The sequence below is a fragment of the Herbaspirillum rubrisubalbicans genome (assembly GCF_003719195.1).
GTDB lineage: Bacteria > Pseudomonadota > Gammaproteobacteria > Burkholderiales > Burkholderiaceae_D > Herbaspirillum > Herbaspirillum rubrisubalbicans.
Map to the genome: position 1 here is coordinate 4,731,278 of NZ_CP024996.1, position 21,340 is coordinate 4,752,617.

At 62.6% G+C, this 21,340-nt stretch carries 17 protein-coding genes; 12 read left to right on the forward strand and 5 right to left on the reverse strand.

The window, feature by feature from the left end:
* Positions 1-87 precede the first annotated feature (87 nt).
* The 11 genes from RC54_RS21035 (at position 88) to RC54_RS21085 (ending at position 12,561) form a co-directional block, all read left to right on the forward strand.
* The gene (locus RC54_RS21035) at positions 88-867 is read left to right on the forward strand and encodes a crotonase/enoyl-CoA hydratase family protein (RefSeq protein WP_058896782.1); all 780 of its coding nucleotides are present in this window, start codon (positions 88-90) and stop codon (positions 865-867) included.
* A 112-nt stretch (positions 868-979) separates the two neighbouring features.
* Entirely contained in the window at positions 980-2,842 is a 1,863-nt protein-coding gene (locus RC54_RS21040) for a feruloyl-CoA synthase (protein ID WP_061789979.1), read from the forward strand.
* Between the two features lie 13 nt (positions 2,843-2,855).
* On the forward strand, positions 2,856-4,109 hold the full coding sequence (locus RC54_RS21045; RefSeq protein WP_058896784.1) for a thiolase family protein: 1,254 nt from the start codon (positions 2,856-2,858) through the stop codon (positions 4,107-4,109).
* 27 nt (positions 4,110-4,136) lie between these two features.
* The gene (locus RC54_RS21050) at positions 4,137-4,901 is read left to right on the forward strand and encodes an SDR family NAD(P)-dependent oxidoreductase (RefSeq protein ID WP_058896785.1); all 765 of its coding nucleotides are present in this window, start codon (positions 4,137-4,139) and stop codon (positions 4,899-4,901) included.
* A gap of 10 nt (positions 4,902-4,911) precedes the next feature.
* Positions 4,912-5,331, forward strand: coding sequence for an acyl-CoA thioesterase (locus RC54_RS21055; protein ID WP_017452599.1), 420 nt, complete (start codon positions 4,912-4,914; stop codon positions 5,329-5,331).
* 97 nt (positions 5,332-5,428) lie between these two features.
* Positions 5,429-6,580 carry an ABC transporter substrate-binding protein gene (locus RC54_RS21060; protein ID WP_061789978.1) on the forward strand — a complete coding sequence of 384 codons (1,152 nt, stop codon included), beginning with the start codon at positions 5,429-5,431 and terminating at the stop codon, positions 6,578-6,580.
* A 93-nt stretch (positions 6,581-6,673) separates the two neighbouring features.
* Positions 6,674-7,714: a branched-chain amino acid ABC transporter permease gene (locus RC54_RS21065; protein WP_061789977.1), complete on the forward strand. Its 1,041-nt coding sequence runs from the start codon at positions 6,674-6,676 to the stop codon at positions 7,712-7,714.
* Between the two features lie 2 nt (positions 7,715-7,716).
* Positions 7,717-9,507: a branched-chain amino acid ABC transporter ATP-binding protein/permease gene (locus RC54_RS21070; RefSeq protein ID WP_061789976.1), complete on the forward strand. Its 1,791-nt coding sequence runs from the start codon at positions 7,717-7,719 to the stop codon at positions 9,505-9,507.
* Entirely contained in the window at positions 9,504-10,259 is a 756-nt protein-coding gene (locus RC54_RS21075) for an ABC transporter ATP-binding protein (RefSeq protein WP_061789975.1), read from the forward strand. Before RC54_RS21070 ends, RC54_RS21075 begins: the two co-directional genes overlap by 4 nt.
* 60 nt (positions 10,260-10,319) lie before the next feature.
* On the forward strand, positions 10,320-12,095 hold the full coding sequence (locus RC54_RS21080; RefSeq protein WP_058896790.1) for an acyl-CoA dehydrogenase: 1,776 nt from the start codon (positions 10,320-10,322) through the stop codon (positions 12,093-12,095).
* Positions 12,073-12,561, forward strand: a complete 489-nt coding sequence (locus RC54_RS21085) for a MarR family winged helix-turn-helix transcriptional regulator (protein ID WP_058896791.1) — start codon at positions 12,073-12,075, stop codon at positions 12,559-12,561. Before RC54_RS21080 ends, RC54_RS21085 begins: the two co-directional genes overlap by 23 nt.
* Before the next feature lie 33 nt (positions 12,562-12,594).
* On the opposite strand, the gene RC54_RS21090 is transcribed toward RC54_RS21085, so the two are convergent.
* Positions 12,595-12,846 carry a hypothetical protein gene (locus RC54_RS21090; RefSeq protein WP_058896792.1) on the reverse strand — a complete coding sequence of 84 codons (252 nt, stop codon included), beginning with the start codon at positions 12,844-12,846 and terminating at the stop codon, positions 12,595-12,597.
* Positions 12,847-13,153: 307 nt separating this feature from the next.
* Between RC54_RS21090 and RC54_RS25925 the strand changes: the two genes are divergently transcribed.
* The gene (locus RC54_RS25925) at positions 13,154-14,677 is read left to right on the forward strand and encodes a methyl-accepting chemotaxis protein (protein WP_058896793.1); all 1,524 of its coding nucleotides are present in this window, start codon (positions 13,154-13,156) and stop codon (positions 14,675-14,677) included.
* Between the two features lie 110 nt (positions 14,678-14,787).
* On the opposite strand, the gene RC54_RS21100 is transcribed toward RC54_RS25925, so the two are convergent.
* From RC54_RS21100 to RC54_RS21115, 4 genes are all read right to left on the reverse strand, one after another.
* Complete coding sequence (locus tag RC54_RS21100) at positions 14,788-16,794, reverse strand: T6SS phospholipase effector Tle1-like catalytic domain-containing protein (RefSeq protein WP_164471232.1); 2,007 nt, start codon at positions 16,792-16,794, stop codon at positions 14,788-14,790.
* A 73-nt stretch (positions 16,795-16,867) separates the two neighbouring features.
* Positions 16,868-17,425 carry a DUF3304 domain-containing protein gene (locus RC54_RS21105; protein WP_061789973.1) on the reverse strand — a complete coding sequence of 186 codons (558 nt, stop codon included), beginning with the start codon at positions 17,423-17,425 and terminating at the stop codon, positions 16,868-16,870.
* A gap of 13 nt (positions 17,426-17,438) precedes the next feature.
* A complete protein-coding gene (locus RC54_RS21110; protein ID WP_058896796.1) occupies positions 17,439-18,347 on the reverse strand; it encodes a DUF4123 domain-containing protein in 909 nt (302 codons plus the stop codon).
* A 1-nt stretch (position 18,348) separates the two neighbouring features.
* Entirely contained in the window at positions 18,349-21,294 is a 2,946-nt protein-coding gene (locus RC54_RS21115; protein ID WP_061789972.1) for a type VI secretion system Vgr family protein, read from the reverse strand.
* Positions 21,295-21,340 lie beyond the last annotated feature (46 nt).

Below are 21,340 nucleotides of genomic sequence, written 5' to 3' on the forward strand. Positions count from 1 at the left end.
TTGCGTTTACCTTCACTTTACTTATACTGAATAAACGTTATAACTTATAACCAATTTAAACGCCGACCCAGGCCAGACAGAGACAGCATGAACCAGCACAGCGACCTCCTCGACATCCAAGTTCACGGCGCCATCGCCGAGATTGCGCTCAACCGCAGCGCCAAGCGCAATGCCCTCAACGATCCGATGGTGCGCGCCATCCGCGATTGCTTCGAAGACCTGCCGCCGGAGGTGAAGGTAGCCATCATCCACGGCCGTGGCGAACACTTCTGCGCCGGCCTGGACCTGTCCGAACTGCGCGAGCGCGATACCACCGAATCGGTGCATCACTCGCGCATGTGGCACGCCGCCTTCGAGCAGATTTCCTTCGGTCGCGTGCCTGTCATCGCGGTGCTGCATGGCGCGGTGATCGGCGGTGGCCTGGAACTGGCTTCGGCAGCCCACATCCGCGTGGCCGAACCGAGCGCCTTCTATGGCTTGCCCGAAGGCCAGCGTGGCCTGTTCGTCGGCGGCGGTGGCTCGGTGCGCATCTCGCGTCTGATCGGGGTGGCGCGCATGGCCGACATGATGTTGACCGGTCGCGTCCTGAGCGCCGAAGAAGGCCACCAGGTCGGCATCTCGCAATACAGCGTGGCCGAGGGCGCCGGACTGGACAAGGCGCGCGAACTGGCCGAGCGCATCGCCCGCAATGCACCGATGACCAACTACGGCGTCATGCACGTGCTGCCGCGCATCCACGACCAGTCGATCCAGGATGGCCTGATGACCGAGTCGCTGATGGCCGCCGTGGCCGGTAGCGATCCCGATACCAAGGGCCGCCTGGCAGCCTTCCTCGATCACAAGCAGAACAAGGTGAAGCCGTCCTGAGACCAGCCCGACTACACCCGGCAATACAACGCAGCAAGCCAGCAATACAGCGCACACCACAACAATACAACCGCCCGGCCACGACCCGGCGGGCCACACAACAGAGACATGTATGAACACTCCACCTCGCTATCGCAGCTTCAGGTTCGGCATCGGCGGCGTTGACGTCGTACCGGGCCGCGACGGTATCTCCCTCGTCAAGACCCGCCAGCCGCTGGACGCCTATCCGGCGCGCCTGACCGACAAGCTGATCCACTGGGCCAAGGTTGATCCCGACCGCACCTACATGGCCCGCCGTGACAAGGAGGGACAATGGCGTCGCATCAGCTATGGCCAGGCGCTGCAAAGTGCGCGCCGCATCGGCCAGGCGCTGTTGCAGCGGGGGCTGTCGGCCGAGCGTCCGTTGCTGATCCTCTCCGAGAACGACCTTGAGCACGCCATGCTGGTGCTGGGTTGCCACTATGCGGGCGTGCCGTATGCGCCGGTGTCTTCGGCCTATTCGCTGCTGTCCAAGGACTACGCCAAACTGCGCCATGCGGTGCAGTTGCTCACCCCCGGGCTGATCTTCGCCGCCCATGGCGAGAAGTTCGCCGCTGCCGTCAATGCGGTCGCGCCAGACATCGAATTCGTGGTCACCGAAGCGCCACCGGCCGGACGCGAATGCACGCTCTACGCCGACCTGGAAGCCACCCGCGCCGGCGATGAAGTCGAGCGCGCCTATGCCGCCACAGGCCCGGACACCATCGTCAAGTTCCTCTTCACCTCGGGCTCGACCAAGATGCCCAAGGCGGTCATCAACACCCAGCGCATGATGTGCAGCAATCTGCAGATGATCGTGCAGACCTTCCCCTTCCTGGGCGAAGAGCCGCCCATCCTGATCGACTGGCTGCCCTGGAACCACACCTTCGGCGCCAACCACAACGTGGGCATCGTGATCTACAACGGTGGCACCATGTACATCGACGAGGGCAAGCCCACGCCGCAAGGGCTGGCCACCACCCTGGCCAACCTGCATGAGATCTCTCCGACCGTGTATTTCAACGTGCCGGTGGGCTGGGAAGGCATCGCCCACGCGCTGGAGAAAGACCAGGCGCTGCGCGAAAAATTCTACAGCCGCCTGCGTATGCAGTTCTATGCTGGCGCTGCCCTGGCGCAACCCGTGTGGGACAAGCTGCACGCCACTGCGGAAGCGACCTGCGGCGAGCGTATCGTCATGTGCTGTGGACTGGGCATGACCGAGACCTCGCCCTCGGCACTGTTCGTGGCTGATCTCGAGGTGCAGGCCGGCCAGATCGGCATCCCTACGCCGGGCATGGAAATCAAGCTGGTCCCCAATGGGGACAAGATCGAGATCCGCTATCGCGGCCCCAATGTCACACCCGGTTACTGGCGCGCCCCGGAGCAGACCGCCGAAGCCTTCGATGAAGAAGGCTACTTCCGCTCGGGCGATGCGGTGCGCTGGCTGGACCCGCAGCACCCGGATCGCGGCTTCATGTTCGATGGCCGCGTGGCCGAAGACTTCAAGCTCTACACCGGTACCTGGGTCAGCGTCGGTCCGCTGCGTGCGCTGATCGCGCATGAAGGCGCACCCTACCTGCAGGATGCCGTCATCACCGGTCAGGACCGCAAGGAGATCGGCATGTTGATCGTGCCCAATATCGAGCGCTGCCGCCAATTGGCAGGTCTGCCGGCCGATGCCTCGCGCGTCGAGGTGCTCAATGCGGCGCCGGTGCGGGACTTCTTCCAGGGTATGTTGGATCGCCTGCAGGCCCACGCCACCGGTAGCTCCAACCGAGTGACCCGGGCCCTGGTGCTGATCGATCCGCCCTCGTTTGACCGTGGCGAAATCACCGACAAGGGTTCCATCAACCAGCGCTCGGTACTGACCCATCGCGCCGCCCTGGTGGAGGCGCTCTACGCCGGCACCGACCCGGCCGTGCTCACGGCCCAGGCCGCGCTCACCCCCGCTCACTGAGGAAGCAACAGACATGGCACAAGCAGCGTTCTACTCCAGCTTCAAGGACATCTGGCTCATCGGCGGCGTGCGCACGCCCATGGTGGATTACTGCACCAGCTTCAGCCAGCTCTCGCCCACCGACATGGGCATCAAGGTGGCGCGCGAAGTGCTGGCGCGCACCGGCATCGCCGCCACCGACATCGGATCGGTCATCGCCGGCAACATGGCGCCGGGCGACGCCTACCAGTACATGCTGCCGCGTCACATCGGCCTGTATGCCGGGGTACCCATCACCACCCCGGCCATCATGGTCCAGCGCATCTGCGGCACCGGTTTCGAACTGATCCGCCAGGCCGGCGACCAGATCGAGCGCGGCTATACCGAGACCGCCCTGATCGTGGGCAGTGAATCGATGACGCGCAATCCCATTGCCGCCTTCGACCATCGCACCGGCTTCAAGCTGGGCGCACCGGTGCAATTCCAGGACTACATGTGGGAAGCCCTGGTCGATCCGGCTCCCGGCATCACCATGCCACAGACAGCGGAAAACCTGGCCAGGAAATACGGCATCACCCGCGCCGAAGTGGATGCCTATGCCGCCTATTCATTCGAGCGCGCATTGAAGGCGCAGGCGGCCGGTTTCCATGCGGGCGAGATCGTGAGTGTGGTCAACGAAACCTTCAAGCTCGATGGCTACCACGATCGCCACATCAAGCTGCAAGGCAAGATCAGCGAAGCCTCCACCGATACCCATCCGCGCCCTTCGCCGGTGGACGTGCTGGCCAAGTTGCGCACGCTCTACCCGGATGGCGTGCAGACCGGTGGCAACAGCTCGGCGCTGGTCGATGCGGCTGCCGCCACCATCGTCGCTTCCGGCGACTACCTGCGCCGCAATGACAGGCAACCGCTGGCACGCGTGGTCGCCGCCGCAGTAGCCGGCGTGCCACCGGAAATCATGGGTATCGGTCCGGTACCGGCCATCCGCACCCTGCTGGAACGCAATGGCCTGAGCGTCAACGACATCGGCTGCTTCGAGATCAATGAAGCGCAAGGCGCGCAGATCGTGGCGGTGGAGCGCGAGCTGGGCCTCGACCGCGAACGCCTCAACGTCAACGGCGGCGCCATCGCGCTGGGCCATCCGCTGGCGGCGACCGGGGTGCGCCTGTCGATCACGGCAGCACGCGAGATGAACCGTCGGGGAGCGCGCTATAGCGTGGCTTCGGCCTGCATCGGCGGTGGCCAGGGCATTGCCCTGCTACTGGAAAATCCCTCGGCTTCCCACTGAACCGTTTATTCGCGAAGGACATTCTTCATGCAACTGCAAGGACAAGCCGCCCTGGTGACGGGCGGCGCCTCCGGCCTCGGTGCCGAGACCGTGCGCCAACTGGTGCAGGCCGGCGCCCGCGTTTCCATCCTGGATGTGAACATGGAAGCGGCCCAGGCCCTGGCCGACGAATTGCGCTGCCACGCCGTGCGCTGCGACATCACCGATAGCGCATCGGTGCAAGCCGCACTGGATGCCGCACAGGAGGCCAATGGCGCGCCCCGCATCCTCATCAACTGCGCCGGCATCGGCGGCGCCAAGCGCATGGTGGGCAAGGATGGCAGCGCCATGCCGCTGGAAGATTTCAGCCGCATCGTCAACGTCAACCTGATCGGTACCTTCAACGTGATCCGCCTGGTGGCCGCCCGCATGGCGGCCGCCGAACCGCTGGCCGAGGGCGAGCGAGGCGTCATCGTCGCTACCGCCTCGGTAGCGGCCTTCGATGGCCAGGTCGGCCAGGCCGGCTATGCCGCCTCCAAGGGCGGCATCACCGCCATGACCCTGCCGCTGGCACGCGACCTGGCACAGCATGGCATCCGCGTGGTGACCATCGCACCGGGCCTGTTCCTCACGCCCCTGCTCTACAAGCTGCCCGACGAAGTACAGCAATCGCTGGCGGCTTCGATCCCCTTCCCCAAGCGCCTGGGCAAGGCCGAGGAATATGCGCAACTGGCGCTGCACATCGCCACCAATCTTTCGCTCAACGGCGAGGTGATCCGCCTGGATGGCGCGCTGCGCCTGGCGCCGCGCTAAGGAGAATGCAATGAGCAAAACCATGATCTATCCGGTGCGCGTGGAATTCGGCGATTGCGATCCGGCCGGCATCGTCTACTTCCCCAATTTCTTCCGCTGGTATGACGCGGCCTCGCGCAACTTCTTCCACCAGTGCGGGGTGCCGCCCTGGCGCGATACCGAAAAGACACGCGGCATCATCGGCACGCCGGTGGTGGACATCAGTTCGCGCTTCGTGCGTCCGGCCACCTATGGCGATGCGATCGAAGTACATTCCAGCATCATCGAATGGAATGACAAGACCTTCGTGATGAAACATGAAATCAAGCGCGACGGCGAACTGCTGTGCGAAGGACGCGACGTGCGGGTGTTCGCCATCCGCCATCCCGACGATCCGACCCGCATGAAGGCCATCGCCATTCCAGAGGATATCCGGGAAATGTGCAGCTAAGGCCACCCGGCGCAGAGATAGCAGTCAACGAGGCAGGGTGAACATGCCCTGCCCGCATAAATCGAGCATTCGATACATAAATACAAAGGAGACGGAGATGAAGATAAAGATGAAACTGGCAATCAAGGCAGGCGTACTTGCATCGATGCTGGCCTGCGCTGGCATGGCCCATGCCGAGCTGACCATCGGCGTGGTGATGTCGCTGACCGGTCCTGGTTCGGGCCTGGGTATTCCGGCCAAGAATGGCTTCTCGCTGTGGCCCGACACCATCGGCGGCGAGAAGGTCAAGCTCATCATCCTGGATGACGCCACCGATCCCACCCAGGCCAGCAAGAATGCGCGCCGCCTGGTGGCCGAAGACAAGGTCGATCTCATCATCGGCTCGGCTGCGGTACCGCCCACTCTGGCCATCGCCGACGTGGCGCTGGAAACGCAGACGGTGCAGCTGGCGATCTCCCCTATCGAGACCGCTGAAGGAAAAGACGCCTGGACCTTCCGTCTGCCGCAATCTACTGCTGTCATGGCCGGTGGCGTGGTGGAGCAGATGAAGAAAATGGGTGTCAAGACCATCGGCTTCCTCGGTTACTCCGATTCCTATGGTGAAAACTGGCTCAAGGAAACCCAGCGCCTGGCCACCGCTGCCGGCATGAAGATGGGTACGGTGGAGCGCTTCTCGCGCGCCGACACCAGCGTGACTGCGCAGGCCCTGCGGGTGGTCAGTTCCAACCCCGACGCGGTGCTGGTGGTGGCCTCCGGCAGCGGCGCCGCCATGCCGCACAAGGCGCTCATCGAACGCGGCTACAAGGGTAAGATCTTCCAGACCCACAGCGCGGCCTCGCGCGACCTGATCCGCCTGGGCGGCAAGGACGTGGAAGGTTCCTACGTCATCTCCGGCCCGGCAGTGGTGCCGGAAGCACTGCCCGACAGCAACCCGTCCAAGAAGCTGGCCCTGGACTTCGTCACGCGCTACGAGAAGCAGTTCGGCGCCGGCAGCCGCAACCTGTTCGCGGCCCATACCTATGACGCCCAACTGGTCCTGCAAAAGGTGGTGCCGGAAGCGCTGAAGAAAGCCAAACCCGGCACTCCGGCCTTCCGCACCGCCTTGAAGGAAGCGCTGGAAACTGCAGGGCCGATCCAGATCTCGCAAGGCACGCTGCGCTATTCGGCCAAGGATCACTTTGGCCTGGGTGACGATGCCCGCATCATGCTGACCATCCAGAACGGCAACTGGAAAGCCGTCAATCCGTAATCGCTGCATGGTGTGATCCGTTGCGGTGGCGTACCCGTAAAGCGGGTTGCGCCACCGTGGTTCCGTGATATTTGCTTGCTTCGCTTCCCACACATGGACTCTTCCATTGCTGCCATCCTCACCCTGGATGGCCTGACCAACGGCATCGTCTATGGCTTGATCGCCATTGCCCTGGTGCTGGTCTTCACGGTCACCCGCATTCTCTTCATTCCCCAAGGCGAATTCGTCGCCTATGGCGCGCTCACCCTGGCCATGCTGCAACAAGGCCAGCGCCCCGGTCCGCTCTGGCTGCTGCTGGTACTGGCCGTGTGCGCGGCCGGGATGCAGACCAGCGCCCTGCTGCGCGCCGGCCAGGCGGCCCTGCTGCCACGCGCGCTACTGGAAACGCTGGCCCTGCCACTGGCCATCGCCGCTCTGGTGTGGTGGGCCGCGCCCCAGCAGTTCCCGCTGCCGGTGCAGGTGCTGCTGACCCTGCTGCTGATCACCGCCTTGGGGCCGCTGATGTACCAGGTGGTGTTTGAATCGCTGGCTGACGCCAGCGTGCTGCAATTGCTGATCGTCTCGGTCGGCATCCACCTGGCCATGACCGGGCTGGGGCTGGTGTTCTTCGGTGCCGAGGGCTTCCGCACCCCGGCCTTCTGGGATGAGCGCTGGAACCTGGCCGCGCTCACCTTGAGTGCCCAGACCGTGGTGGTGGTGGTAGCCGCCGCCGCGCTGCTGGTGGCGCTGTGGCTGTTCTCCGGCCGCACGCTGTATGGCAAGGCGCTGCGCGCCACGGCGGTCAACCGCCTGGGCGCACGCCTGATGGGAATCTCCACGACGCTGGCGGGCAAATTGTCCTTTGCCGTAGCGGCGTTTATCGGTGCTCTGTCGGGTGTCTTGATCGGCCCGATGAGCACCATTTTTTATGACTCGGGTTTCCTGATCGGCTTGAAGGGTTTCGTCGCCGCCACCATCGGTGCGCTGGCCAGCTTCCCGGCGGCCGCAGGGGGCGCACTGCTGGTGGGACTACTGGAATCCTTCAGTTCCTTCTGGGCCAGCGACTACAAGGAAGTGATCGTCTTCATGGCCCTACTGCCGATCCTGCTGTGGCGCTCGCTGGTCACACCGGCGCATGACGAGGATGAGGAGTGAACATGATGAACAAGCGACTTCCTCTGTATGCACTGCTGGTGGTCCTGGCCGCCTTCCCGCTGTTGCCTACGCCGCAGTTCTGGGTGATCCAGGCCAACTACATCGGCCTGTATGCGCTGGTGGCCATCGGCCTGGTGCTGCTGACCGGCATCGGCGGCATGACCTCCTTCGGCCAGGCAGCCTTCGTCGGCATGGGCGCCTATACCACCTCCTACCTGACGACCGTGCATGGCGTCTCGCCCTGGCTGACGCTGCCGCTGGGCTTGTTGATCACCGGGGTGTCAGCCTACGTACTGGGCCGCATCACGCTGCGCATGTCGGGTCACTACCTGCCGCTGGCCACCATCGCCTGGGGCATCAGCCTGTACTTCCTGTTCGGCAAGGTGGACTGGCTGGGCAAGTATGACGGCATCTCCGGCATCCCCGCGCTGCACGTGCTGGGCGTGGACCTGGCCCAGGAGCGCCACCTGTACTACCTGATCTGGGCCATCGTGCTGGCGGCCGCCTGGATTTCGCTGAACCTGCTGGATTCGCGCGCCGGACGGGCCATCCGCGCCCTCAAGGGCGGACGTTCGATGGCCGAAGCCATGGGGGTCGATACCGGGCGCTACAAGATCCTGATCTTCGTGCTGGCCGCACTGCTGGCCGCGGTGTCGGGTTGGCTGTTTGCGCACATGCAGCGCACCGTCAATCCTTCGCCCTTCAGCCTGGCCATGGGCATCGAGTATCTGTTCATCGTGGTAGTCGGCGGTATCGCCCACATCTGGGGTGCACTGCTGGGGGCCGCTGCCCTCAAGCTGCTGTCGGACCAGTTGCAGGTGCTGTTGCCGGCCCTGCTGGGCGATGGCGGCAGCTACGAGAGCATCGTCTTCGGCCTGATCCTGATCGTGCTGCTCAAGTATGCCCGCGGTGGCCTGTGGCCCTGGGTGCTCGCGTTGTGGCTGCGCGTGTTCCCACCGGCAGCGCCGCCGCTGCGGGTGGCCACGGGAGCGGCCATGAGCAAGCGCCAGGGGCCGGCACGCGGTGCGCCGCTGCTGCAGGTAGACCAGATCAACAAACGCTTTGGCGGGCTGGTGGCGGTCAATGATGTGTCCTTCAACGTCAAGGCCGGTGAGATCGTCGGGTTGATCGGGCCCAATGGCGCCGGCAAATCCACCACCTTCAACCTGGTCACCGGGCTGCTGCACGCCAGCGGCGGACGGGTTGGCTTCAATGGGCGCGACATCGCCGGACTGCCGGCTCGCGCCATCGCCAGGCTGGGCATTGCCCGCACCTTCCAGCACGTACGACTGCTGCCGGGCATGTCGGTGCTGGAAAACGTGGCGCTGGGCGCACACATGCGCAGCGAGCAGGGTTTCCTGCGCAATACGGTCAACGCCATGCTGCACCTGGAACGGGCCGAAGAGCAGGCGCTGCTGGACGAAGCCGCACGTGCCCTGCATCGGGTCGGACTGCAACACCTGATGCACGAACAGGCCGGCAACCTGGCGCTGGGCCAGCAACGTATTCTGGAAATCGCGCGCGCCCTGTGCTGCGATCCGCTGTTGCTGCTGCTGGACGAACCGGCGGCGGGCCTGCGGCATCTGGAGAAGCAGGCGCTCTCCAATGTATTGCAGGAGCTGCGCGCCGATGGCATGAGCATCCTGCTGGTGGAGCATGACATGGAATTCGTCATGGAACTGACCGACCACATCGTGGTGATGGAATTCGGCGCCAAGATCGCCGAAGGCACACCGCAAGAGATCCAGCGGCATCCTGCCGTGATCGAAGCCTACCTGGGTGGAATCGAATGAGCGAACTGGTACTGGAAGTGGCGCAACTGCGCGCCAGCTATGGAAAGGTGCAGGCGCTGCACGACATCGACCTCAAGCTCGAACGCGGCAGTATCGCTACCGTGATCGGGCCCAACGGTGCCGGCAAATCGACTCTGCTCAACGCCATCATGGGGGTGCTGCCGGCGCAGGGTTCGGTGCGTTACCAAGGGCAGGCTGTGGAACGCTGGAGCCTGGAACAGCGCGTGATGGCCGGCATCGCACTGGTGCCGGAACGGCGCGAACTGTTTTCCAGCATGAGCGTGGAAGACAACCTCCTGCTGGGGGGATTCCGTCGCCTGCGGCTGCGCCAGGCACAACCGCTGGACCAGCTAGCGACCGTCTTCGAACTTTTCCCGCGCCTGAAGGAACGGCGTAGCCAGCAGGCCGGCACACTCTCCGGCGGCGAGCGCCAGATGCTGGCCATCGGCCGCGCCATGATGGCCAAGCCGGAACTGCTGATGCTGGACGAACCCAGCCTGGGCCTGGCGCCGCGCATCGTCAAGGAAATCCTGCAAATCGTTTCCGAACTGCGCACGGCCGGCATCTCGGTGTTGCTGGTGGAACAGAATGCGCGTGCGGCCTTGCAGACCGCCGACTATGGTTACGTGCTGGAACTGGGAAAGGTCACCATGCAGGGCGAGTCGACCAGACTGGCCGGTGATGCGCAAGTGATCCAGGCCTACCTGGGCTTTGGCAAGAAGGCCGAAGTGGAGGCGGCGGTCGCTTCCTGAACGGTGACGCTTTCTGCACCACGATATGCAAAAACAACATAAGAAAGTGCAGCGAAAGGAATGACGATGAGCTATACCCCTCCCCTGCGCGAATTTGCCTTCGTGCTCGATGAAGTGCTGCAGGCACCGCAAGTCTTGCGCGCCCTGCCGGCGCACGCCGAGCTCGATGGCGAGCTGATGATGCAGGTACTGGAAGAAGCCGGCCGCTTCGCCGCCAACGTAGTGGCGCCGTTGAACGCCATTGGCGACCGCGAAGGCTGCCGTCTGGAGCATGGCGCAGTAAGCACCCCGCCCGGCTTCGTCCGCGCCTATGCGCAATTTTGCGAAGGCGGCTGGCCGGCCCTGGCCTGCGCGCCCGAGCATGGCGGACAAGGCTTGCCGCACGTGCTCGATTGCGCGCTCTATGAAATGCTCAGTGCCGCCAACCACGGCTGGACCATGTATCCGGGCCTCTTGCATGGCGCCTATGCCTGCTTGGCCACGCATGGCTCGCCGCAACTGCAGGCGCGCTACCTGGAGCAGATCGCCAGTGGCCAATGGCTGGCCACCATGTGCCTGACCGAAGCCCAGGCCGGCAGCGATCTGGGCCAATTGCGCACGCGTGCCGTGCCGCAGGAGGATGGCAGCTATCGCATCACTGGCGACAAGATCTTCATCTCCGGGGGCGAGCACGACCTGACCGACAACATCGTGCACCTGGTACTGGCGCGCCTGCCCGATGCGCTGCCGGGCAGTAAGGGCCTGTCGCTGTTGCTGGCACCGCGCGTACTGCCCGACGGCAGCCGTAACGGCATACATTGCACCGGCATCGAACACAAGATGGGCATTCACGGCAGCGCCACCTGCAGTCTGCATTTCGAGCAGGCGCAGGCTTGGCTGGTGGGCGAACCGGGGCGCGGCCTGGCGGCCATGTTCGTGATGATGAATGCGGCGCGCCTGCACGTGGGTGCGCAGGGATTGGGACTGGCAGAAGCGGCCTGGCAACGCGCCTCGGCCTACGCCCGCGAGCGCCGGCAATCGCGGGCGCCGGGCGGTACCGGAACCGACCTGATCGTGCGTCATCCGGCCGTGCAAAAGCTCTTGATGGAGCAGCGCTGCCGCATCGAGGGAGCGCGCATGTTGACCTGCTGGGCCGGTCTGCTGCTGGACCTGGCCGAACACGATACGGATGCGGCCATGCGCCGGGTGCATCATGAACGGTTGGAATTGATCACACCTGTCATCAAGGCCTTCCTCACCGACCAGGGATTCCAGTGCGCCAGCCGCGCATTGCAGGTCTTTGGCGGACACGGTTACGTGGTCGAGACCGGCATCGAACAATTCATGCGCGATGCCCGCATTACGATGATCTATGAAGGCAGCAACGAGATCCAGGCCATCGACTTCCTGCTGCGCAAGGCGCTGGCCGACGACCGGCGACGCCTGCATGACTTCCTGGCGCTGGTGAGCGCCGACGCAGAAGATGTATCGGTGCTGGGAGATCAGGCCCGCTTGCTGAAAAACGCTGTGGATAAATTAAAAGACTACGCGCAACGCATCGCCCAGCAAGCGGCACAGGAACCGACCCTGCCCTACTTCCTGGCCGATGAAATGCTGCGCCTGACCGGGCATGTGGCGCTGGGCTGGATGTGGCTGCGCGCGGGGCGCCGGGCGCTATCAGCACTGGCTGCCGACCCGCGCTACTACGGCAGCAAGCGGGATACCGCGTGCTATCATTTCGCCTTTATATTTGCGGAAGTCCACCAGTTGTCCAGCGTGATCGAAGGCTGCCTGGCGACCGGGCTGCCCCCCCTTCCTACCGACCTGGACCACCATGCTGCCCAAGAAGCCGGCTGATTTCGATTCCGACGATGATGCTGCCGCCACAAGCGCGGCGCTGGACCAGCAACTGCTGTTGAGCCTGGTCGGCTACAACTGCCGCCGTGCCTACATCACCATCATGCCGCTGTTCGAAAAGCGCATGGCCAAGTTCGAGTTGCGGCCGGTGGATTTCACGGTATTGAGCCTCTTGAAGGCCAACCCCAACATCAACCAGAAACGCCTGTCCAAGGCGATCAATGTGTCCCCGCCCAACCTGGCGACGCTGCTGGACAAGCTGGAACAACGCGGCCTGCTGCTGCGCCAGCGCAATCCGCAAGATCGCCGCTCGCAGGTACTGGCCCTGACCACGGCTGGAATGCGCATGTGTACCAAGGCCGAACAGACCGCCATCGAACTGGAACTGAAGGCCACCGAGATGCTCTCCGATAGCGAACGGGCGCAGTTGATCGGCTTGCTGCAGAAGATGTTCATGCCGCAATGAGCGGCGTGAACACGTTCCCTACCTTAGAAGCGATCAGCGCAGAAACACCAGCTCGGCATAGCTGGGGTTGGCGTGTTCGCGCTGGTATTGCTTGAGGTCTTCCAGCACCTGGGCACGGGTCAGGCCGGTCTTGCCGGTGGCGGTGGTGGCAACGGTAGTGACGGCTTCGCTCTTGGCCGGGGCCGAGGTCGGCGCTGTATCGGCGGCGTAGGCAAACTGTGCGGTGAGTGTCGCCAGCGACAAGGCGGCGGTGACGGCGAGTTGGCGTGCAAATTGGGTCTTCATGATCGGCTCCCTGGTGAATGCAAGCGGATCCAGCCCTATGCGTATCCCTTATCAATGCTTCATTCCCATGCATAAATTTTATCGATCCAGGGCCGTGGGAAAAACCAGGGATCCGACAATGCTGTATTGCAGCATCCGAAAGAATCCGCGCCTCAATGTTGCTTGATTCGGCCAAATCGTTCTTCATTGCAACTTCTGGTATGACAAATGATGAGGTGAACTGTTTTTTGCCGCCTTCCTTTCCCATACCGCCTGGTCAGTCCGAGTCAGAATCTATAAATCTTATAAATAATATTCAGGGAAAAGTATGAAAATCGGTATCCGGCTGGGCGGTTCTTTCATGCTGCTCACGTTGCTCGCATGTGTACTCATCATCGCCTCCATCCTGACCCTGACGCGAATAGGGCAACATTGGGACAATTTTTCCGGCACGGTACTGAACAAGCAGGATTACGCCACCCAGGGCTATATCAAGCTGGGCGAGAGCGTGCACAACTTCAAGAACTATATCCTGCGCGGCAAGGACTATGACCAGCAGTTCCTGGCCGACATGGATGCCATTGCCAACCTGGTGGCGCAATACCGCAAGCTGGGCGTGGACGATCCCAAGGAAGAAGCCCTGCTGCAAAAGATCAGCAGCGGCGAACGCAACTATCGCCAGGCGCTGGCCAAGGTGCAATCGCTGAAGGCCGCAGGTACCTCGATCACCGACATCGATGCCTCCATCAGCGGCGCCGACAAGATTCTGGGTGCAGGCTTTGCCGGCCTGCTGGCCATCGCCCACGAGAACACCAACGGCACAGGCCAGAAAATATCGGCCGCCATCAGCGCGGGCAAGTCGATAGAGCTGGGCGTCGGCGTGCTGGTGGTGGTGCTGGCGGCGGCACTGGCGACCCTGGCCACGCGCTCCATCACCCGCCCCGTGCGCGAAGCGGTGCAGATCGCCAAGACGGTCGCCGCTGGCGACCTCGGCAGCCGCATCGAGGTCACGCGCAAGGATGAGACCGGCGAACTGCTGCAGGCGCTCAAGGACATGAACAGCAGCCTGCAACGCGTGGTGGGCGGCGTGCGTACCGGCAGCGATACCATCGTCACCGCCTCCACCCAGATCGCCGGCGGCAACCTCGATCTCTCGGCCCGTACCGAACAGCAGGCCAGTTCACTGGAAGAGACGGCCGCTGCGATGGAGCAGATCACCTCCACCGTGCGGCGCAATGCCGATCACGCACGCCAGGCCAACGCTATGGCGGGGTCGGTCTCGGAAGTGGCCTCGCGCAGCGGACTGGTGGTCTCTGACGTGGTCAGCACGATGGATGAGATCCAGGCCTCGGCACGGGAGATTGCCGAGATCATTTCGGTGATTGATGGTATCGCCTTCCAGACCAACATCCTGGCCTTGAATGCTGCCGTGGAAGCAGCGCGTGCCGGCGAGCAGGGACGCGGCTTCGCAGTGGTGGCCTCGGAAGTACGCAACCTGGCCCAACGCTCGGCCACCGCCGCCAAGGAAATCAAGGACTTGATCGGCAACTCGGTAGAAAAGGTAGAGACCGGCAGCAAGCTGGTCAAGGATGCTGGTGCGACCATCGAGGAATTGGTGATGAACGTGCGCAACGTGACCCAGATCATGAGCGAGATCTCGGCCGCCAGTGGCGAACAGGAAGCCGGAATCGAACAGGTCAACCAGGCCATTGTGCAGATGGATACGGTGACCCAGCAGAATGCGGCGCTGGTGGAAGAAGCGGCGGCGGCTACCGAGGCGCTCAAGGAGCAGGCGCGCAGGTTGGCGGAGTCGGTGAGTGTGTTTCGGTTGGGGGTGGGCAGGATGGCGTGAAGCGCCGTCGATAGCAGGAAGAGTATGAGATCGAGTGCCCCGTCCGAAGCATCAGGGTCACTGCGAACATGCTCACCAATTTCTTCTTTTCCCGTTATGCCCTGCGCGGCTCAAGCCGCCTGGGCGGCATTCTCATCAGGCCGAGGCAGATTGACGGCGTACTTATATTTCTCGTCGCCACCGAAATAAATGACGCGTGGATCGGAAGGCAAAGTCATATCCTGGTAGAAGTCAGCCAAAGATTCGTGGACATGATGCTCGAAGAAATCAAAGATGAGCTCATCGCGCAGTCCCTGCTTTCGAATGAATTCATTTTCATAAGCTTCCAGCAGCACCTTGTAATGGGGACGAAGCTTCGCACGTTTGGCAGGATCATCGACGCAGGCCTTGCGGATATCTTCGGCATCGGAGACCAACTGCGCATCCAGTTCCGCCATATTTTTGGATAGCTTTCCGATCGAAGGCATGGTGTCGAGCTGAGCCTTCTTTGACAGATAGGCATCCTTGGCTGCGTCGCGCACCTTCTGGGCAGCATTGAGTTGATCCAGATACTGTTTACTTTGCGGGTCAGGGGTTCGGCTGCCATATCCGCTCATCAAGGAATTCTGGTAGTTCTGCTGCGCCCGGGATACGTTGCCGTTGGCTTCGTAGTACTGATCGCGCAATCGCTCCACTTCCGAGGAGAGTCCCTGCGACTCTTGCTCAAACACGGACTCGTTACCGGAAATACGCTGCAGCTCGCTCTTGTCGCCCCCACGCTGGCGGCGGATCTTTGCGAAGCGCCAGGCAAAATACAGGCTCATGTGCTTGTTGATCAGCAAGCCCATCGGTATCCCGCCCCAGCCTGCCGTATCCAGATAATGCTTGAGCAACTGCATCAAATCGGGATCCAGGTCGAAATCCTCTTTCGTTTCAGGCTTCCAGGCCGACTGCGGGCGCAGCGGAACACCCGCTGCCAGCGCCTGGTCGTACATGCCTCGCAAGGGAAACTGACTGATCATGAGTGAACTCTGGCTCGGCCCACTCTTGCGCGACTTGGCCAGACCGCTTTTACCTTCTTCTCCCGGCCGATATCCTCCTCCGACATCCGAATGGACACCGGGGTAGATCATTTCTCGGCAATTCGCCGGACGTTGCCCCTTGTAGAAAACACTGTCGACTGGGAAGGAATTGCGGATCTCGTGTGCGGCGATGAAGTGTACGCACAATTCGACGGCCGCCGGAATGCGCAGATCGTCGGCCCAGGCAGAGTGACCATCTGCCGTGCCCGGTGATGGGTCTGCCCCGGGTTCGCCAAAGGCCAGATCCACCGCACGCAGAGTCGCTGGTATCGCTTGCATGGAACGCCGCAAGACATTACCCACCGTAAGACGGTCGTTACGCACGAAAGCCGCATTGTTGGCACTCATCGGCAAGCCCACCGAAGCCACGGTATCGAACAGCCCCATGAAACGGATACGCACTGGCCAGCCACCGTTCTTGAGCTTGAGCGAGTTGCCGCTCTGACTGCACTTTTGCTTGATGAAATCGCGGATGAACGCACGCGCCTCCGTGGCTCCCCGACTGAAGCCAAACACCGCAACGTTGATCTCATCGATGGCATTGCTTGGATTGGCAGCCCGCGCAAGATGCGGCGCAATTCTGTCCTCCAGGGTTTTAGCAGCCCAGTCCAGACGTGCTTGCCCCATCGCTCCCATCCCCAAGCCGGTCATGCTACCGCCGTTGTCACCGATTTCCTTGAAGTAGGTTCCGATACCGGGAACGTAGATGCGATAGCGCCCCACGGCGGGGTCATCTTCCCATGCAGCACGATAGAGCCGCACGACATTGCTATGTTCGTTGGTCGGGACATCGGCATCCATATTGTTGCCCGTCCCGTCAAAGAAGATGGATACCCACAGCTTTTGACGACAACTGGCAGGCGCGCTGCCACCAGCTACAGCCTTCATGCTATTGACCAGGTTGGCGCCCGGCCCGGCGACCGACTTACTCGGTGTGTCCAAAGCTGCCGTGTTGCGGTCGGCAAGTTCGGCCGCCTTGCACAGCATCTGGGAAGACTGGAGCAATGGAGGGGCGACCCGGTCGCCCTTTTTCGCGCTATTCGAAGAAGAATTCATGTTGCCTCTCATCCAAACCAATACCGGCCGTCCTTGCCACTGCCTCGGACGAATGCTTCATATCGCACCACGCTCAGGGCTGGCCTTGGGTTGCCATCTGTTCTGCTGTACAGGCCGGATAGCCTTCTACCTCGCGACTCGCCTCCAGCCGCAAGCGTGGTGGGGAATACTCGGCGGTGATCGCCGCCTCGACCCGACCGTCAGGATAGAAATGGATTTCCATGTTCTGCGGGACGGCTGGGATCGGACCATTGATCAGTACGTCCGCTTCTTTGAAGAAGTGCTTGATACGCTCAATCGTCTTGGGCTTGATGTAACTTCCAACGCCGGGTTGGAGCTCCGGGAACATACAAGCGCTATCTGTCCATTTGACATGAATCTTCAATGGCAATGACGATCCTGGATAATAGCGAACGCAACAGGTCGTGCCGCCCCCGCCAGAGGTTGGCGTACTGACGTAAATATTGCCGCCACCAGTACCGTCGACGTAGAACTGATCAATGTAATGGTTGGTGTAGTTATAGCCGACAATACCCAGCATCACGGGCTCGCCCGCTCTGGCCGACGAGGAAGCCAGCAGAAGGCTGGTCACAAGCACCAGGAGAGCGTGCAACATCGATAGGACTTTCATTCTTTTTCTTCCCTCATGGATTGCTTGAGACATCGGCTGATACAGCGTCTTCTACAGAAACGATCACCTCCGACAGGCTGGATTGTCCGCTGACACACTGCGCCAATCGGCCTTTCCATGGCTCACGTCGGGCAAAATCTTCGCCATGTTGCAAGGCCAGGGCGCAATAGAGACTCAGATCGAAACTCGACTCGATACCCAGTGTCCGCGCGTGCTGTCGGTGACGAAGGATGAAATCGTAGCGTTCTTCGAACGGCAAGCCAAGATAAGCGTCCGGCACGGTCTTGCCTAACATGTCAGCGATCTGGTCTGGTTCGCTGGCATCGATCAACGCCGACTCCGTTGCCGCATCAAGAAGCAAGGGCTGCTCCAAGGGTTCATTGATGGCAAATTCTGAGGCAATCCGGATCATCTCCCCCCGGCGTCCAACAAAGGCCCATTGCGTCGCGGGACTGAGGAAATGAGCACGGATAGGCGGTGCCAACAGCTGCACCAGCGCTTCAAAGACCCGTGTATCAAAAAACCGTAGCACCACCTCCAGACTATCGGGCAGCAAGGCATTGACACGTTGCGCCAGCCGTTTTGCCAAGACTTCCCGGGACAGGGGGGAGGATATCCAGAGCACGCTGGCACTGGTGCTTGCAACATCGACGATCCAATGTTCCAAGTCGCGCCATGTCCCGGATTCAGCCGAGGGTTGCCAAGGCAGGAGCAAAGGCGACACTGCCTGGGCCGACAACTGGCCCTCCAGTCTGAACAGATTGCTGGCAGGGCGCGGATGACGCCTCAAGCGAGCGGGCAACTCAGGCAAGCCTGAAGGGTCGAGCAGCACATAGTGAAATGCTGCCGGTTCGCTATCCTCAACACGATGGAAGATGCTGGAAATATCGATGTCGCGCGCGGAGGGTCCCTGGACGTTCATATCATTTCATCGCAAACGGTGAACCTGCCGCTCTGGCCTTTAGCAAGCACTCGACGCAAATGCTCCCTGGCAGAAGCGGCAGTTGGGCGTCATTGCGTACCGGCCCCTCAAACACCTTCTGCGCCGCATGAATGGTCAACTTGCCCGGACACTGCACCGTGATATTGCCGCCCTCGATGGTGATGTTGGCCCCGCCCGCGGTCGATAGTGTGATCTTCTTGGCAGCGGACCAATCCACGCTGGCATTGGCACTGACCACGCTCAGTTGCGCCCTGGACTGCACTGCCAAAGTCTCGGCTTGCGCCTGAACGTCGATATTCTGTTGCGCGGCGATCATCTGCAAACCCTGCCCGCCCTCGCCTGCCGCGATGGCTCCGGCCAGCACGCCTAAAGCCTGGCCGCTGCGCAGGCGCAACTGGTTGCCGCTCACGTGCTGGCTATCCTGACCAGAGAGGAAACTGACGGTCTCGCCATTGGCCAGTTGCAGATGCTGGCCAGCGACTGCGCCCAGGCCCTCCCGTGCAGCGATGCCAATCAGGGCCGAGGTACTCTGCGGCAGCTTGCCATCGGACGGCTGGGTATTGGCCGCAGCGACATCCTCGCCGCTTTTATCGGGGGCACCGTCGACCATGCCGGCAGCAGCGGTGCGGATGGCCTCCAGCGGTGCAGCGTTGTCGTTGATGATGCTGGCATTGGTTTGCGTGGGGCCGACATGGCTGGCCAGGGCGACCGTCTTGTGGGTGACCGTCGCTTCATTGAACGTCTTGCCCAGTAGCGCCGCCTGTTTCAGCAAGGCCATGCCGCCTGCGTTGTCACCTGCCGGGTCGCGACTGCCAGCGTTCTGCACGATCCGATAGCTGGAGAACAAAATGCCGCTGGCGGCACGAATGGCGCCATAGGCATCGGTGCGCAGCTCGGCGCCAGTGCCGCGGAAACTGCCGCGATAATTGTCGGCGGCATGAATGAGATGGCCGAGATTGAGTTCGGTAGCGGCCTGTGAAGTCTTGAGCTGGACGCGACCCTGGGCGTCGGTATCGTCGAAGAGCAACTGGTTGTAGCCAGCGCCGCCGAACTCCTTGGAACGGATGCCCCACTGGGCGGCGGCGTTGCGGTGACCGTCGCCATCCTGGCTGCCACCGTGCCAGGTGGGCGCATTGCCACCAGCCACGTTGCCCTGGCCACTGGGCGCGACGTCACTGGCACTGGCAAAGACCTTGCTGCCATCCTGGGCGTCGCTGCGCGCCTCGCCACCCGGAGTGGGGGCCTGGGCACCTTCGCCCTGGCCGTTGTAGAGCGCGCCGAGGATGATCGGGCGGTCGATGTCATCCTCCAGGAACTGCACCAGCACTTCCTGGCCGATACGCGGCAGGAACTGCATCCCGTGACCGCCTGCCGCGGCGCGCTGGGCTACGCGTACCCAGCAGGTGGCGCCGGCATCGTTGTTGCGGCCTTGCCAGTGGAAACGGATACGTACCCGGCCCAGGCGGTCGCAATAGATTTCATCGGCGCCGTTGGCCCTGGTGTTGCCATCGGGACCGACCACGATGGCGCTCTGGCTGCCCCTGGCGGTGGCGCGCGGATGCAGACGTAAGCCGGTGCCATCGGCCAGTACCGGGCGCCACACCACATCGGCGCGGATGGCTTCGAAGGCATTGGCGTAACCCAGCTTGCGGGCCTGGGCGATGACACCATCCAGCTCGAGCTGGCTGGCCAACGGCGGGGAGTCCGGCGACAGCGCGCCGTACAAGCTCTGCTGTTGGGCCTGGCAGGCGGCCACGCACTCTTCCAGCAGCGGCGGCAAGGGGCCGAACAATTCGGCCAAGCCTTCCTCGGCATCCTTGGGCAGATTGTTCACCCCTATGCTGAACACCGAAAGGAGCGCGTACTCGACCGGCTGGCCGGCGGCTGCGGCAGTCAGGCCCAGCGGTCCCTGGGCGAGGCTGAAGCGGGTGCCGGGGCGCAGGGTGCGCACCGTGCTGCGGCCCTGCCACAGCTTGTTGCGGGCCTCACTGGCTTGCAGGTGCAACTGCGCATAACGGTCGGCCTGGGCCGTATCGCGGTAGGCAGACAGGCCGGGGCTGTCGTAACTTTCCAGGCGCGGTGCATCCTTGTGACCGAACTCGTGATTGGTGGGCAGGCTGGTGGCGATGGCTTGCTTGTTCCTGTCATCGTAGGAGAGCAAGGTGAAGGTGGCCGATTGCAGCGTGCGGCGCGCAGCCAGGGCCTGGATGCTGTCCTGTTGCTCACGAGCGCTGGCGCCGTGGAAGCGGATACCCGTGCCACCCAGCGCAGCAGCACTGCTGGCATCCTCGGGGAAGGCGCCCTTGACGGAAGAATCGGCAAACAGCGCCAGACGATGACCTGCGGCCGCATCGGCAGATTCTTCGACACGCCAGGACAGGCCTTCTGCCGCCAGCAGGCGGCTGACGAATTCCAGGTTGCTCTCGCGGTACTGGATGACATAGCTGCGCGGCGGCACGTCCTGCATGAAGGAGGCCACTTCGTCGGACCAGGTCCAGGCGGCGTGCGGGGCATACTCAGCGAAGACGTCCTCGACGATCTCGATGACCGTCTTGTCCTGCCACACGCGGCTGTTGCGGGATTGACCAAGCAGCCAGATCCAAGGCACCAGGCGCAAGCGGTAACGGGCGAAGCCGCCTTCGCTGCCCAGCTTGGCGGCTTCGTTGATCAATCCTGAAAAGCGGCTGGTGCTGCCATCGGACAATCGGACCTGCAGGCTGGCTTGACGCCCGATCAAGGATGTCAGCGGCAGGCCGGCATCCAGACTCAGCGCGATGACCTCGCGCAGGCCCACGCCATGCAAACCTTCGGTGGCGGCAAAAGCTTCCACCAACAGGTCTGCAGAAGCAGCCTCCCCTCCCAGCGAGAGGCTGTAGAGGCGGGTGGTGCTGGTGAATTGCACCAGCTGGTTGAGGAGCTCAGACATCGGTCACAGGTTCGGCAGGATCTACGTATCAGATACCGCTGCACGC

What these genes read in the sequence shown, in the direction of transcription:
- RC54_RS21105 (WP_061789973.1), bottom strand. Translation starts at nt 17,425, where the DNA reads ATGAAAGTCCTATCGATGTTGCACGCTCTCCTGGTGCTTGTGACCAGC.
- RC54_RS21070 (WP_061789976.1), top strand. Translation starts at nt 7,717, where the DNA reads ATGATGAACAAGCGACTTCCTCTGTATGCACTGCTGGTGGTCCTGGCC.
- RC54_RS21100 (WP_164471232.1), bottom strand. Translation starts at nt 16,794, where the DNA reads ATGAATTCTTCTTCGAATAGCGCGAAAAAGGGCGACCGGGTCGCCCCT.
- RC54_RS21110 (WP_058896796.1), bottom strand. Translation starts at nt 18,347, where the DNA reads ATGAACGTCCAGGGACCCTCCGCGCGCGACATCGATATTTCCAGCATC.
- RC54_RS21085 (WP_058896791.1), top strand. Translation starts at nt 12,073, where the DNA reads ATGCTGCCCAAGAAGCCGGCTGATTTCGATTCCGACGATGATGCTGCC.
- RC54_RS21080 (WP_058896790.1), top strand. Translation starts at nt 10,320, where the DNA reads ATGACGATGAGCTATACCCCTCCCCTGCGCGAATTTGCCTTCGTGCTC.
- RC54_RS21055 (WP_017452599.1), top strand. Translation starts at nt 4,912, where the DNA reads ATGAGCAAAACCATGATCTATCCGGTGCGCGTGGAATTCGGCGATTGC.
- RC54_RS21050 (WP_058896785.1), top strand. Translation starts at nt 4,137, where the DNA reads ATGCAACTGCAAGGACAAGCCGCCCTGGTGACGGGCGGCGCCTCCGGC.
- RC54_RS21045 (WP_058896784.1), top strand. Translation starts at nt 2,856, where the DNA reads ATGGCACAAGCAGCGTTCTACTCCAGCTTCAAGGACATCTGGCTCATC.
- RC54_RS21065 (WP_061789977.1), top strand. Translation starts at nt 6,674, where the DNA reads ATGGACTCTTCCATTGCTGCCATCCTCACCCTGGATGGCCTGACCAAC.
- RC54_RS21090 (WP_058896792.1), bottom strand. Translation starts at nt 12,846, where the DNA reads ATGAAGACCCAATTTGCACGCCAACTCGCCGTCACCGCCGCCTTGTCG.
- RC54_RS21060 (WP_061789978.1), top strand. Translation starts at nt 5,429, where the DNA reads ATGAAGATAAAGATGAAACTGGCAATCAAGGCAGGCGTACTTGCATCG.
- RC54_RS21040 (WP_061789979.1), top strand. Translation starts at nt 980, where the DNA reads ATGAACACTCCACCTCGCTATCGCAGCTTCAGGTTCGGCATCGGCGGC.
- RC54_RS21075 (WP_061789975.1), top strand. Translation starts at nt 9,504, where the DNA reads ATGAGCGAACTGGTACTGGAAGTGGCGCAACTGCGCGCCAGCTATGGA.
- RC54_RS21035 (WP_058896782.1), top strand. Translation starts at nt 88, where the DNA reads ATGAACCAGCACAGCGACCTCCTCGACATCCAAGTTCACGGCGCCATC.
- RC54_RS21115 (WP_061789972.1), bottom strand. Translation starts at nt 21,294, where the DNA reads ATGTCTGAGCTCCTCAACCAGCTGGTGCAATTCACCAGCACCACCCGC.
- RC54_RS25925 (WP_058896793.1), top strand. Translation starts at nt 13,154, where the DNA reads ATGAAAATCGGTATCCGGCTGGGCGGTTCTTTCATGCTGCTCACGTTG.